The organism is Neobacillus drentensis, from assembly GCF_036962765.1.
GTDB classification, from domain to species: Bacteria; Bacillota; Bacilli; order Bacillales; family Cytobacillaceae; genus Neobacillus; species Neobacillus drentensis_C.
The window spans coordinates 1-13,995 of sequence record NZ_JBALOS010000161.1; the positions used below are offsets into that span (position 1 = coordinate 1).

Consider the following 13,995-nt stretch of genomic DNA (forward strand, 5'->3'; position numbering starts at 1 on the left):
CATCTATTGTAACGTTTAAATATGAACAATCCATGAATAATTCAAGAAAAAATCAAAATGGCCAACACAAGTATCTTACTATACTCTTTTTTTAAAAAATGTCAAGTACTAGGTGAAAATATAAAGAAGCTGACTCAACCGTTAATAATTTCTTAACGAAGAATCAGCTTCTATTTATATTATTTTACTTATAAAACTTTCTCTACCTGCTTCTTTTCTTTACGCTTCATTTTCATAAGAGTTTCATACACAATCGGTACGATTACTAATGTAAGCAGCGTCGAACTTGTTAATCCACCGATAACAGTGACACCTAATCCCTTCGAAATAAGTCCACTGCCCTCCATTCCGACAGCAAGTGGGATAAGTGCTCCAATAGTCGCAATGGCTGTCATTAGAATTGGGCGAAGGCGTGTTCCAGCTGCCTCAAGAAGGGCCTCTCTGGTTGTTAATCCATCATTCTCTTTATGAATAACACGGTCAATTAGTACAATCGCATTTGTTACAACGATACCAATTAACATCAAGGCACCAATCATGGCTGATACACTTAAGGTTTCACCTGATACCAATAAACCTAAAAGTCCGCCGATGATCGTAAATGGCAATGAGAATAGAATCGCTAACGGAGCTAACCCTCCGCCAAATGTAATGACGAGTACTAAATAGACAATCGCAATCGCTGCCAGCATAGCTAAACCTAATTGTGTAAACGATTCTGCGATATCCTCCGATACCCCGCCTGCGGAAATATCAACAGATGCAGGAAGTTTTAATTTGTCTACTTTCTTTTGAACTGCAGTTGAAACTTTTGAGACATCCTTGGTCGTAATTTCAGCACTTACACTTGCAAAAATACGTCCATCACGTCTTGTAATCGTATCAGATGTATTTCCTTTTTTGATATCGATGACATCCTTAATAGGGACGGCTATTCCCATTGGTGATTGGATGGTTTTTTCAGTTAGTTCATTTATATCTTCATAATCATCTTTTTCGACTTCTAAATAAACATTCATTTCTTTTCCGTCATTTTCAATGGTGGTCAATACTTGTCGCTGGCCATTACCCGCAAGTTCCATTCCTACTTGTGCAGGGGTAAGCCCTAATTGACTTAACTTTTCCTGATTAGCGACCAAAGTATATTCTTCATAGGTGTCAGCAATACTTGTCTTCACATTTCGAAGTGAGTCATTACTTTTTAAAATTTTCGCGATATCGTTTACGAATGGTTCAATCTCATCCATATTGTCACCATATACATTATACGAAAGTGCATTTGATGAACCCATACCTGAGAAGTCTTGACTAGCCCATTCTCCTTTATCATTTCGTTTGTTTAAATCATTGATAACATTTTCCGTTTCTTTGGAAAAGTTTTTGGTATCTTTGTCATATTCAACAAAAAACATAGCCGAATTGCTTTGTCCAGGATTCATTGGATTCTCTCCGCCGACGGAAAACTGAATCGTCTTTACTCCTGTTCTGTTTTCAAAAAATCCCTCTGCTTCCGTTGCAATCCGTTCCACTTCATCCAATGTTTGTCCTGGAGCAGGTTTATAAGTGGCCACTACCATTTTTTGTTCATCAGATGGCAAGAAACTTACTCCAATAACCGGTACAAGGAACAAGCTGCCTACTAATAAAAGAATGGCTAACCCGAACGTAATGATTTTATGGTTTAATGACCAATTGAGAATCTTTTTATATCCTAATGCTAATTTCCCTGGTTTATGTTCAACATGAACTTGTTTTTCGGATATACCCTTTTTAAATAACGAATGGGCCATCATCGGAACAACTGTAATGGCTACTAATAGCGATGCCAGCAAGGCAAAAACGATTGTTAAGGCAAAAGGTAAAAACATTTCACCAACTGGACCTTTCACTAAACCTAATGGAAGGAACACAGCAATTGTTACAATGGTTGACGAAAAGATTGGCATAAACATCTCTCTCGTGGCAGCAACAATTAATTCCTTACCACTTAATGTTTCATTTTTAAGAGACATCCGTCTAAAAATGTTTTCAATAACAACAATTGAATCATCAATAACACGGCCGATGGCAACTGTCATTGCCCCAAGAGTCATCATATTAAGAGTAATATCCATTTGTTTTAGCAGTAAAATCGCTATTAAAATGGATAATGGAATCGAGATAACCGAAATAATGGTTGTGCGGAAATTTCTTAAGAAAAGTAAGATGATAACCATAGCAAATATGGCACCGAAAATGGCTTTATTCAACATGGTTGAGACAGATTCTTCAATAGGTTTTCCCTGATCAAAAATGGTCGTAACCTTTAATCCATCAACGTGATCTTCTAAATCACCCAATTTTTCTTTAACAGCGTTCACAACGTCCACTGTATTTGCGTCTTGTGTACTTGTAATTTGGACTCCGATTGACTCTTCTCCATTTGTCCTCGAAATAGATTCCGCTTTCCCAACTACCTCAATAGCGGCAATCTCTTTCAGTTCTACCGTAGGGACAGCTGCAGAAGACTGTGCTGAAGGTTTGCCTTGGTTAACTTGGCCAGCGGTTATACCCGGTTGTCCTTGGTTTTGTTGAGTAGCCGCCGCTCCTTGCTGCGCACTTCCTGCTGTTGGAATAACGGGAATTTTTATAGCTTTTAAGTCGTCAATAGTCGAAACATTACCATCAATCACAACAGATTTTTGTGTATCTTTGAATGTGTATAACCCTAAAGGCATGGTAACATCTGATGCTTTAATTAAATTCTTAACGGTTTCTTCAGATAGGCCGTATTGCTTTAATTTTGCCTGGTTAAATTTTAATTGAACTTCGTCCACTTGTTGACCTGAAATTTGAACGGTTGATACTCCCTCAATACCTTCCAGTTCTGGAACGATCTCTTCTTCTGCCGTTTTTGTTAATTCCGCCAACGATTGTTTAGAGTTGGTGATACTTAATGACATGACCGGAAAGGCAGAAAAACTCATCCGAGAAACTTCTGGCTCCTCTACCCCATCAGGTAGTTTAAGATTGCTTAGTGCTTCCTTTACTTCATTTTGAGCTTTTTCCATGTCTTTTTCAAAATTGTATTCTATTTGAATAGATGAAGCGTTTTGAAAAGAAGATGAACTAACGACCGAAACCCCATCTAAATTTTCCACTCGTTTTTCAATTGGTACTGTCACTTTCTCAGCTACTTGTTCTGGTGTCGCACCTGGATACACAGCCAAAACTGAAACAAGTGGTGTACTAATATTAGGAATGGTTTCTAGTTTCATGTTCATTCCGGAATACAATCCAGCAACGGTAACAATAATAGTTAACAGCCAAACTGCAAATTTGTTCTTCAATGAAAACTGAATGATTTTCTTCATATTTCTCTCCTTTTTATACCTTGTTGACATTTCGGTCTGAATCGAATAGGATTGACTATGCGGTCATAACAAATTTAATAATACTGACCAGCCAGTCATAAGTCAAGGATTATACATACAACATCGGTACATTTTGTAATGGAGGGTTTATTTTGACAGAAAAGGAGAAAGTAATTATTCAATCAGGGATGAAGCTTTTTGCTCAAAAAGGTTTTTCATCGACCTCGGTCCAAGAGATAGCTACTGAAAGTAATATTTCTAAAGGGGCTTTCTATTTACATTTTAAATCAAAAGATGATTTATTACTCTCAATTCTGGAATATATATTTGATACGATTGAATCAAGTAGGTTTGTTTTTGAAAACCAAGATTTATCTCCTCGAGAAAAATTCATCAAGCAAATCACTGCTTTTTTCAGAACATTTATTGGTCATAAAGAATTTATGATTATGCTCTCCAAAGAACAGGCAATCCCAAGGAATGAAGAAATCAAAAAACTTTTCTTCAAAAAGCGTTTTGAATCTCATTTATTACATCGCAAAGGATTAGTTTCTATTTATGGTCAAAAGATAGAGCCTTTTTCGATTGATTTAGCTTTGATTCTTGAAGGATTGTTTCAAACGTATGTGGGATTATTGATGCTCGAACCTGCGGAGTTTGAGATTGAGAAACTATCCCATTTTTTAATGAAAAGAATGGATAGTATCGTAAAAGACATTTCAAGCGAAGACCCCTTCATAACTGAGGAAAAGATGGGGAATATAATAAAAAATTCAAAGCACTGTTTTGAACCAGCAAATGTAAATAATATTGTCCAAAAAATGAGGAATGAAATAGATCAAATAGAAAATAGAGAAGCTTTAGAAATATCATTAGACGTCCTTGAAGAAGAAATTAACAAACAAAGTCCCCGTCTTCCAGTCATCAAAGGAATGCTTTCCAATTTTAAAGGAATAGCAGCACTAGAACCATTCAACAAGGAAATGGCTGATTTTTATGGATTTGAACTATAAGGATTTCTTTTGAAATATCCTTTCCTATAAAAACGATTGACTGACCGGACAGTAATAATGTATATTGTAGGACGGAACTTATTTAAAACGTGAAGATAGGAGAAAAAGATATGGCGAGAGAAGAAAAACGGATTAATACAAAATTAGTCATAACCGGGCTAATTATCGGTATGTTTTTCAGTGCTTTGGAACAAACAATCGTTGGAACAGCCATGCCGACGATTATTGCAGAGTTAAATGGCTTTACTATTTTCGCATGGGTTACAACGGCTTATATGATTACATCGACAACAGTTGTCCCCATTGTTGGAAAACTTTCTGATTTGTACGGAAGAAGGTTCCTATATTTACTTGGAACAATCATCTTTATTATAGGCTCTGGTTTATGTGCAACTGCCACATCAATGGAACAGCTAGTAATCTATAGAGGTCTTCAAGGAATTGGCGGCGGGATGATCATGCCCCTGTCTCAAACGATTATTGGGGATATCTTTACAGCAGAACAACGAGCGAAATGGCAAGGAATTTTTGGTGGACTCTTTGGGTTAAGTTCAGTTATCGGGCCTTTCTTAGGTGGAATTATTGTCGATAGCATTAGCTGGCACTGGATTTTCCTGATTAACGTTCCTTTTGGACTGCTTTCTGCGATCTTAATCTTTATGGGATTAAAGAACGAAACTATTGGAAATAACGGCAAAGTGAATATTGATTATCTTGGGATCATCACACTTATTCCTGCTATTGTTTTATTATTACTTGGTTTGACTTTCGGCGGAGATAAATTTGACTGGGCTTCTACGACATCTTTCTTTATTTTCGGAGGTTCAATCTTGCTGCTAATCGTTTTCGGATTTATCGAGCGAAAAGCGGTCGAACCAATCTTGGATCTTTCATTTTTTAAAAATCGAACTTTTGCAACGATGAATGCTTTAGGATTTTTACTTGGGCTTGGCATGTTTGGCGCAATTATGTTCGTACCGATGTACATGCAGGGTATTCTTGGTGTTTCACCTACCCAAGCTGGATCTACCATGACTCCAATGATGATTGCTATGATTGCGGCAAGTATCATTGGCGGGCAATTATTACTAAGATTTAGCTTCCGCTCTGTATTAACAGCTGGTATGCTTCTTGGTGCATTAGGATTCTTTTTAATGAGTACAATGGGCATCGATTCTAACGAATTTACTGCCTATGCCTATATGGTTGTTCTTGGCTTAGGGATGGGCTTAGTAATGCCAACCTTAATGATTGCGATCCAAAATGAATTTCCAAAGTCGCAACTTGGAACGGTAACATCCGCTTCCACTTTCTTTCGCTCCATTGGTGGTACCATTGGGATTACCATTTTAAATTCAATTATGAACCATACTCTTAAAGGTGAAATGATTCATGCTGCAAATGATACTGAAAATCCAATTGCGCACCAAGCATTAAAAGTTCTTTCAGAAAAAACGGATTCTTTATTTAGTTTACTTCTCAATCCGAGTCTTTTAAAAATGCCTGAAGATATCCAAAATAGCGTGATTCATTCCATTCAAATTGCCTGGTCAGATTCATTTTCTACGGTTTTCTTGACAGGGCTGATCTTTATTGGTATCGGAGTCTTGGTAGCACTTGCGGTTGGCAAGGGGCGAATTAAAAAAGATAATGAACTTAAGGATGACAGCGAAAAAGAAACCACAGCTTTTGGTAAGAGTGCAACTGAATCATAATACTCAATAAATAAAGGGGGATTCGTTGAATCCCTCTTTTTCTATGTGAAATATTCTATTTTTGCCTGTGGAAAATAGGTGTTAATATATCTGCCTAGCGTATCCTTTATATCATCTTGCTCTTCATTCGTATAGACAAATTTTCCAATCCCATAACGTCCCCATTTCCACTTGCGTTTTGTTTCATCTAATTCGAGTTTTGTCATCGGGTAATTTTTTTGGATAACACGCTTCGCTGGTTTTGTAAACCGATGCTGAATCATTTCAAAGGTTAAATCCTTTTTAGCCGACTTGGGAAGTTCAGCTTCCAGCTTTTCTAACATATCTTTATATCCTTCTTTCCAGCCTTCATGTAAATAAATCGGTGCAATAATAAAACCTAACGGAAAACCAGCAACAGCAACCTTCCCCGCTGCCTCAATTCGTTCTGGCAGCCTTGATGTACCTGGTTCAAAATTCTTGATAATATAATCATCATTGACACTGAAGCGAAAACGTGTTTTTCCATTATGGTTTGCATCTAGTAAATGATCCACATGGGCAAATTTGGTTACGAAACGGAGTTTGCCATATTCCGATTGTCCAAAGAACTCAATCGCTTTTTTTAATGTATGGGTTAGATGGTCAACACCTACGATATCAGATGTACACGAGGCTTCAAACCTAGTGGGTACAGGCGCGCGTTCTTTCATATAATTATCGGCCGCCTCGAAAATTTCTTCAAGGTTCACATAAGTACGAATATAAGGTTTACTTCCCATTGTTGTCTGTAAGTAGCAATAATGACAATGCCCCATGCACCCAGTTACAAACGGGATCGCATATTCTGCAGAAGGTTTAGATGTATCAAACTTTAATGTTTTCCTTACCCCAATCACCAAGGTTGATTTGGCAACCCGATATTTTTGAAAATCATTATCGCCTGGTAAATTTCGAATTTGATTATGCGACGTTGTTTCTCTAATTTCGATTCCCATATTTTCAAATTTAGCGATTAATTCTTTTCCAAGTGGGTATTCTAGGGCACTTGGCTCAACATAAACAAGTTGTGGAACAAAGGGCTTAACCATAATAGTCCTCCATCTCTGTTAAACCAAATGCATCTTGATAGGCAAATTCAGCTTCCTCTGCCGATGAATAAACTGCTACTTCCTCTGTTAAAGGATAGTAGGTTTCGTAGACAAAAAGAGACAGTTGATCCAAGTTATCCGGATTTTGTACAACTGCCGCTTGTTGAACATTTGCTACATCTTGGGCATGTGGATTCCGAATAATAATGTAGACGACTTGTCCTGGTTGATATGACAACATATATTCACCTGCCACTCTCAAATCAAGGTTATAACTAATCATTAGTATTATTCTCCGGATTAGATTTTTAAGATGGACGAATTTTTTCCATTTCCAAACTCATTTTTAATGAAGGTTTTATGCCATGGAATAAGAATAAAATGCTGCTTTTAAGGGAAATTTACAATTACGTTTGTAAAATCTATTTAGGGGATGCAGCGAATGGCCATTTTTGTCTATCAGACATTTGAGATTAAACAGGATAAATTTAAAGAAGGTATTGAAAACTTAAAGGAAATTAAAACGTTCCGAAACGAAAACTATGATCACAATGTTGAGATCTTAACACCCGTTTCTGGAGAAGATCATACATATGCCCTCCTTACCAAATATGAAGGTTTAGCAGAAATGGAATTACAAAACAAAAAAATGTTTGAGGATGAAGAATACTTAAAATTGATTGGAGATTTTTTCCTTCAAAATATTGTTCAAGGCAGTATGTACACCCAAATCTACCGTGCTCTAACTGAGAAAAAAACCGATAAAAAACAATCGTAAAAAGCAAAAACACGGCTGTAGCCGTGTTTTTTATTTTAGTTCAGTTGATGGTTTTTCATTAAACATTCCAAGAAGATATCCTACTATTAAACCCAGCAGGGCTGGGATAATCCATCCTATTCCTTCCGTATAAAAGGGAAGGATTTCAAGTGCCCCGCTCCATTCATTGGCGAGGAATGTTTTATTAATCGTATCAATAATACTAAATAGAGCAACAAAGATGACAACAGTGATATAAATCTGCCGCGAATTCTTAATTAAATTATCGATGAGGCCTAACATGATCATCACGATCGCAATCGGGTAAATCAAACCTAGAATCGGAACGGAGACCTGTAAGATTTGCGTTAAACCTAAATTAGCAATGGCGGTGCTAAGAACTGTTAGGATGATTACCCACGTTTTATACGTAATTTTTGGAATGGCATTTGCGAAAAATTGACTGCAGGATGTAACTAAACCAATGGATACGCAAAAACAGGCAATCGTAAAAACTAACCCTAATAGTAAGGTCCCACTTTGGCCAAACAAGTGGGTCATAACATTAGACAATATTTGGGCCCCATTCTCCGTTTTTCCTAAGGATGAACTGGCTGCACCTAAATAACCTAAAATAAGATAGATCACGGTTAATAGCAACCCTGCACCTAATCCAGCGTACATCATATATACGGATCTTTTTTTTGTATCTAGTACTCCTTGTGATTTCAATGTATTGGCAATGACAATACCAAATGCTAAGGCAGCCAATGCATCCATTGTTAAATAACCATCTAAAAATCCTTGGAAGACAGGATTTGAAACATAATTATCCTTCGGAGCTGCGAAGGAACCGATTGGGTCAATTAAGCTTTTTACAAAAATAATTGCAATCAGGGCCAGTAGGATTGGCGTCAATAATTTCCCAAAAAGGTCGACAAGTTTTGAAGGGTACATACATAACCAAGCTACTAATCCAAAAAAGACAATACTATAAATAAACAATGATAGCGGACTTCCGACCAAATTTTCTGGTAAAAAAGGAGCTAATCCCATTTCAAAAGCGAGACTTCCAGCACGAGGAATAGCCAATCCAGGTCCAATCGCGATATATATGAAAAATGGAAAGATGAGAGCAAAATAAGGATGAACCCGTAGGTTTAGCTCGTTAAAACTTCCTGCTTTAGCCACAGCAATAACTCCTAAAATAGGCAGTCCGACTGCTGAAACAATAAAACCAGCAAGAGCTGTCCAAAGATGATTCCCCGCAGCTTGCCCCAAAAATGGTGGAAAGATCAGGTTACCCGCCCCAAAAAACATGGAAAATAACATAAAACTAATAAAAACAATCTGTTTGGCAGAAAAATTCATTCATAAACTCCTTTTTAATAAAAAATATTATTCCATAATAATAAACTAGATTTAACCTATTATGTATTATTTATTTTAAATATTCAATGATTGAATTATAAAAATTCCTCTTCCGAATAACGAAAGAGGAAAAAAACAACGCTTGAAACAGCATCAAAAATAATCGGAGAAGTAAGGTGTGTCTCGCTCAATTAAATTCTCTAATATTTTCACGGTTTGTTCATTACTAGATAGTCTTCCAATCCTTGCCAAATAGGACGGTCTTTTGTACCCGAGTAACAGGGTCGACAATGTCTGGATATCAATAGTTAAAGAAGGCTGGTCCTGACTTGATATAAGTTCACCCTGACCAACAGCGGATATATGTAATTTATAAATTCCCTGATTCCATTCTAATAATGGATCATCAAGTCTGATTGTCAAGTTTACATCTACGCCTGGTGCTCTAAAAGGATATTGATTAATAAACTGTTTAACATCTACAATTCGGGCCATGAAATAAGGCGCGATTGTTTCTTTAATATCCCCATCTTCAAGCCAAAATGCCAATGGTTCATCCGTATAGATGGCTCCGACAACTTTTGAAACCATCGAAAAATGGGCACTGACAAAATTCCAAAGTCCGATTCGCGCCTCTTCATTCATATAAACCATTTCTTTTATATGAAGCACATCATGTGATATCCAGTACAACAGATACCCTTTTGGCTGGTGAGAACTATCATAGTAAACCGCTGCTGTTAAATCATCCAAATCCCATCTCCAGTACTCCTCCCATGCTAAATTATTTCGAATCATAGCTGCATGTTGTTTCCTAGAAAAGAGCTTGTAAACCGTTTTAATGTCTGGATGATCAATATCTAACCGATTAACATAGCCTGATACTTTCTTAACCTTCGGCAATTGATAGTCTTTGATTTCAAAAGTCATCTTGTCGGAAATGATCTCCCAACCTCTCTTCCGATAAAAAGGTAATGAATAGGGATATAAATAGGAAATTGATTGCTTTCTATCCTTCATATCCGCTAGTGCCTGCCAAATCAGCTTATTCATCAGTCCTAGATTGGCATACTCTGGATAGGTCCCGACTCCTGTCAAACCGCCCATCTCAAATGTTTTTCCAAAAATATTGACTTGAAAGGGATAAACAGCTACTTGGGATATCAGTTTTTCACCATCAAACCAGCCCAACACATCCGCCTGCTCCAAAACAGGTAGTTTTGCTAATGCTATTTCACGTTCCTCCCAACCCACCCTTTGTAAGTCTTTTTTGGTCACTTGGAAAACATAACGCAATAACTCATTGAACTGCCGCCAATGTTTTGGTTCCACTTTCTCCATTTTGAGCCTGTCTAGTCGACTCATACGATTCCCTCCAAATTTACACTCTTACTCTATATTCATGTATTTTGTAAAAATTTATGTAAACCTTCCGAAAAAAACTGACTAAAATCAAAATAAAAAAAGCTGCTCATCAATTGGAGCAACTTCATGGTCACTGACTATTTTATTACTTTATTCCGAGCGCTTTTTTCGTTGCCGGACCAACAATCCCATCTGCAGTCAATTTGTGAGCTTTTTGAAAGTTACGGACTGCAATATCGGTATTTACTCCAAAGACACCATCTACACCTTTTGTGCTATAGCCTAGGGAAGTCAACTTGCGTTGGAGCTCCTGGACAGAAGGACCACGACTGCCCTTTTTCAAGATTTCGCCACTGGAACTAACTGGAACGGTTGGAGCATTTGACCCGCCTTTCACTTTATAACCATTGGCTGATGCAATCGCATTGAAAGATTTCCCTGAAGAGGTGATGATCACTGGGGTTCCAGTTGGTACTTGATTATACAGCCATTCTACCTCATTATCATACATTCGAATACAGCCGCTGCTGACATAACCGCCAATCGAACTTGGGTTGTTGTTTCCATGAATCCCATATGTTGTCCCCCATGTTCCGCGGGCATTCAAACCGAGCCAGCGGTTACCAAGGGGATTACGAGGGTCTCCACCTGGTATATGTCCCTTATAGTACGGCCTGTTCTTAATCTTATTAACAATCTTAAACTTGCCTTCTGGTGTATACGATCTTTTTCTCCCGGTTCCAACTTTAAACTGTTTTTTATACACACCGTTTTCAAAGTACGCAAGCCGGTTGGTGGTCTTGTTAATAATAATCAACTTTCCAGTGGAGGCTGCAGAACCTGACGGGACACCAACAAAAAAACTAGACAACATAAAAAAAGCAAATACAAGAAAAATTAACCACTTTTTGTGCAATCTAACCCCTCCAATACCACATAAATACTAATCCGTGTATCCTATGTCGGAAGGGCTTGTACAAATTACAAATTTACTAAAAATATTACAAATTGAGCAAAAATGACCATCTTATTATTTTTATAATTTCAGTTTTAGAATTCGGGTGGCGCCCAATATTTAAGACATTATTTCCAACAACAATTACATTTCCTTTCGGTGAGCTGGTTGCCTTTACCATGCTTCTACCAAACTTAAACAAAGTTTTATATGGTGTTTTAATAGCATCTCTCATCATTGGTATGCACATGCGCGGTTTGCATTCGTTTGGAGTTCCCTATCTTGCTCCCATCGCCTAAAATTAAAAAACAATACAAAATTAATAAGAAAATCTTATATTTTCTATATCCATCTGACGTAATATAAGATACTTCTAGAACCATTCTTTTACTTTTCTCCTTATTTAGTAGAATCAAAGATTAATAGAGAAGTTAAGTAATTAGAAAATAAAAATGAGAAGCCGAATTTAATTCAGAAAAACGAAAAGACGCCTCCCATGATATATAACTGCGCCAACAGTTATACGGGAGACGTCCCACAAAAAACATCCAAGGTTATGCACTATTATGTGGCAAGTTATTCTTCTAATAATGAACGATAACGTCCGCTATAAAAAACGAGCGGTTCAGAATCTTCAAGATGAATATCGGTCACTTTCCCAATAAATAATGTATGGTCCCCTTCAAGATGCTCTGCCGATACTTCACAAGCAATTTGTGCCACTACACCTGATAAAACTGGTTTTCCATCAAGACAATCAAACTCGACTTCACGGTGTTCCTTCAACTGACCTGCAAAAATCATTGAAAGTTCCTTTTGATCCGCGGCTAAAATATTTACTGAAAAGATTTTGCTTTCTTTGATTTTGTTAAGAATTCGCGCTTTTTCTCCAATTGAGATGACGACGAGCTTTGGTTCGAGTGAAACGGACATGAAAGCATTCGCTGTCATACCATGTACTTCTCCATCCACTTCTGTCGTAATAACCGTTACGCCTGTTGCAAATTTCCCCATTGCACTACGAAATTGACGATCATCCATTTTGTATTCTCCTCTCCTACAGCTGAATCATTTTCCAATTGGATTCAACAAGTCATCTACTGGAAGTTCCACTGAGCGTTCAACTTTAGGTTCTATGTTGCGCTGCAAAATAACAGCTGCACTCAGAATAAGAACGCCACCGATTATTTGATTGAAGTAAAGATTTTGTCCCAAAAACATTGAAGCAACTATCGCACCAGAAATCGGTTCAAATATAGCCAAAATTGAGGCTCTTGATGCACCGATCATTCGAATACCTGTCAATAACATCATTGTAGGAATTGCAGCTCCAACAACGCCTGCAAATAGCAAAATTGGCCAAAGTGAAGCATCGTGTAAGGGTTGTATCAGTGACTCCTTTTCTCCGAAAACAAAGCCAATCACAGCAAAAACTACCGCACCTGCCGTTAGAAAAAGAGTTGTCGCGTACGAAGCTGGAATACTTGGATAACCATTACGGCCAACAAGAAAATAAATCGACATTCCTACCGCCGCTCCAAGTGCGAGGATAATACCAAGTGAATCGAATCGAACAGCATCCCCTCCAAGCATTTGTCCAAGAATAGCCAGAGTACTTCCCCCTAAAGCTAACAAGAGAGCAATAAACTTCGGTCGAGTAAACGATTCACGCCCAGTGATAGCACAGATCACTGTCACCAGAGCTGGATAGATGTAAAATAGAAGAAGTGCCAGCGCAACTGTTAAATGCACGAATGCATAAAATATCGCCAGACTGTAAGACATAAACATAATAGCCGCGAGACATAAATTGCGTAACTGCCATTTAGGAATCTGTGATAAAGGTGTGCGTTCAGTATGAGCTGGCCGTCCTATACCAAAAACAAGGAGAACTACCATGGTAATTGCTCCAATTGTTTCACGCCAAGTGGCAAATGCAACAGGACTTATCCCAGCTTCATATGCAAAGTTAGTTAAGGTCCCTAGACTAGAAAAAAGAGCTGAGGCAAATAGAACAATTAAAATTCCTTTGAGTTGAGAATTACCTGATTTTGTTTTTGAAATTTCCTGCTGTTTCTCAAAATTATTCATATCTACCCGCCCCTTTTGTTTGGTTTAGAATACACCATATTAATCGCCATCAACATCCATCCTGCGTTTATATCCGGCCGTCTATATCTTATCCTACATATACTTCCTTTGATCCGGTAACATGTCTAGCAGCTAGACTTAACATCTGATCGATATTTTCAGAATCCATTACTTGTTTGATAATCTCAGAGCGTATACTTAATAAATCCTTTGGCCAGTTTGAAGCTGCTGCACCATAAATCCTAGACCAAATTTGAGTCTTTTCCGCAATGGGTCTAATTATATCTTCCCAACGCTGAAGTGCT

The 13,995-nt window shown here is 37.6% G+C and carries 12 protein-coding genes; 3 read left to right on the forward strand and 9 right to left on the reverse strand.

Annotation, left to right across the window (positions count from 1 at the left end):
* Positions 1–188 precede the first annotated feature (188 nt).
* Positions 189–3,353 carry an efflux RND transporter permease subunit gene (locus V7137_RS19680; protein ID WP_335699644.1) on the reverse strand — a complete coding sequence of 1,055 codons (3,165 nt, stop codon included), beginning with the start codon at positions 3,351–3,353 and terminating at the stop codon, positions 189–191.
* Between the two features lie 152 nt (positions 3,354–3,505).
* Here V7137_RS19680 and V7137_RS19685 point away from each other — a divergent pair, with 152 nt between their 5' ends.
* Together V7137_RS19685 and V7137_RS19690 are read left to right on the forward strand one after the other, a co-directional pair.
* Positions 3,506–4,366 (forward strand): TetR/AcrR family transcriptional regulator, encoded by an 861-nt coding sequence (locus V7137_RS19685; RefSeq protein ID WP_335699645.1) that lies wholly within the window; start codon positions 3,506–3,508, stop codon positions 4,364–4,366.
* Positions 4,367–4,476: 110 nt separating this feature from the next.
* On the forward strand, positions 4,477–6,081 hold the full coding sequence (locus V7137_RS19690; protein ID WP_335699646.1) for an MDR family MFS transporter: 1,605 nt from the start codon (positions 4,477–4,479) through the stop codon (positions 6,079–6,081).
* Positions 6,082–6,122: 41 nt separating this feature from the next.
* Here V7137_RS19690 and splB read toward each other — a convergent pair whose 3' ends face one another.
* On the reverse strand, positions 6,123–7,151 hold the full coding sequence (splB, locus tag V7137_RS19695) for a spore photoproduct lyase (RefSeq protein WP_335699647.1): 1,029 nt from the start codon (positions 7,149–7,151) through the stop codon (positions 6,123–6,125).
* A complete protein-coding gene (locus V7137_RS19700; RefSeq protein WP_335699648.1) occupies positions 7,144–7,434 on the reverse strand; it encodes a transcriptional regulator SplA domain-containing protein in 291 nt (96 codons plus the stop codon). The genes splB and V7137_RS19700 overlap by 8 nt, the downstream gene beginning before the upstream one ends.
* Before the next feature lie 159 nt (positions 7,435–7,593).
* Between V7137_RS19700 and V7137_RS19705 the strand changes: the two genes are divergently transcribed.
* On the forward strand, positions 7,594–7,929 hold the full coding sequence (locus V7137_RS19705; RefSeq protein ID WP_144552185.1) for a hypothetical protein: 336 nt from the start codon (positions 7,594–7,596) through the stop codon (positions 7,927–7,929).
* A gap of 30 nt (positions 7,930–7,959) precedes the next feature.
* Here V7137_RS19705 and brnQ read toward each other — a convergent pair whose 3' ends face one another.
* The 6 genes from brnQ to V7137_RS19735 form a co-directional block, all read right to left on the reverse strand.
* Positions 7,960–9,279, reverse strand: a complete 1,320-nt coding sequence (gene brnQ, locus V7137_RS19710) for a branched-chain amino acid transport system II carrier protein (protein WP_335699649.1) — start codon at positions 9,277–9,279, stop codon at positions 7,960–7,962.
* Between the two features lie 153 nt (positions 9,280–9,432).
* Positions 9,433–10,644 (reverse strand): GNAT family N-acetyltransferase, encoded by a 1,212-nt coding sequence (locus V7137_RS19715; protein ID WP_335699650.1) that lies wholly within the window; start codon positions 10,642–10,644, stop codon positions 9,433–9,435.
* A gap of 145 nt (positions 10,645–10,789) precedes the next feature.
* Positions 10,790–11,560 (reverse strand): L,D-transpeptidase family protein, encoded by a 771-nt coding sequence (locus tag V7137_RS19720; protein WP_335699651.1) that lies wholly within the window; start codon positions 11,558–11,560, stop codon positions 10,790–10,792.
* A 615-nt stretch (positions 11,561–12,175) separates the two neighbouring features.
* Positions 12,176–12,640 carry a flavin reductase family protein gene (locus V7137_RS19725; RefSeq protein WP_335699652.1) on the reverse strand — a complete coding sequence of 155 codons (465 nt, stop codon included), beginning with the start codon at positions 12,638–12,640 and terminating at the stop codon, positions 12,176–12,178.
* A gap of 27 nt (positions 12,641–12,667) precedes the next feature.
* The gene (locus tag V7137_RS19730; RefSeq protein WP_335699653.1) at positions 12,668–13,690 is read right to left on the reverse strand and encodes a DMT family transporter; all 1,023 of its coding nucleotides are present in this window, start codon (positions 13,688–13,690) and stop codon (positions 12,668–12,670) included.
* Between the two features lie 88 nt (positions 13,691–13,778).
* Positions 13,779–13,995: hypothetical protein (locus V7137_RS19735; protein ID WP_335699654.1), on the reverse strand; the 217-nt coding region annotated here is incomplete at its 5' end.

What these genes read in the sequence shown, in the direction of transcription:
- V7137_RS19730 (WP_335699653.1), bottom strand. Translation starts at nt 13,690, where the DNA reads ATGAATAATTTTGAGAAACAGCAGGAAATTTCAAAAACAAAATCAGGT.
- brnQ (WP_335699649.1), bottom strand. Translation starts at nt 9,279, where the DNA reads ATGAATTTTTCTGCCAAACAGATTGTTTTTATTAGTTTTATGTTATTT.
- V7137_RS19700 (WP_335699648.1), bottom strand. Translation starts at nt 7,434, where the DNA reads ATGATTAGTTATAACCTTGATTTGAGAGTGGCAGGTGAATATATGTTG.
- V7137_RS19690 (WP_335699646.1), top strand. Translation starts at nt 4,477, where the DNA reads ATGGCGAGAGAAGAAAAACGGATTAATACAAAATTAGTCATAACCGGG.
- splB (WP_335699647.1), bottom strand. Translation starts at nt 7,151, where the DNA reads ATGGTTAAGCCCTTTGTTCCACAACTTGTTTATGTTGAGCCAAGTGCC.
- V7137_RS19725 (WP_335699652.1), bottom strand. Translation starts at nt 12,640, where the DNA reads ATGGATGATCGTCAATTTCGTAGTGCAATGGGGAAATTTGCAACAGGC.
- V7137_RS19680 (WP_335699644.1), bottom strand. Translation starts at nt 3,353, where the DNA reads ATGAAGAAAATCATTCAGTTTTCATTGAAGAACAAATTTGCAGTTTGG.
- V7137_RS19715 (WP_335699650.1), bottom strand. Translation starts at nt 10,644, where the DNA reads ATGAGTCGACTAGACAGGCTCAAAATGGAGAAAGTGGAACCAAAACAT.
- V7137_RS19705 (WP_144552185.1), top strand. Translation starts at nt 7,594, where the DNA reads ATGGCCATTTTTGTCTATCAGACATTTGAGATTAAACAGGATAAATTT.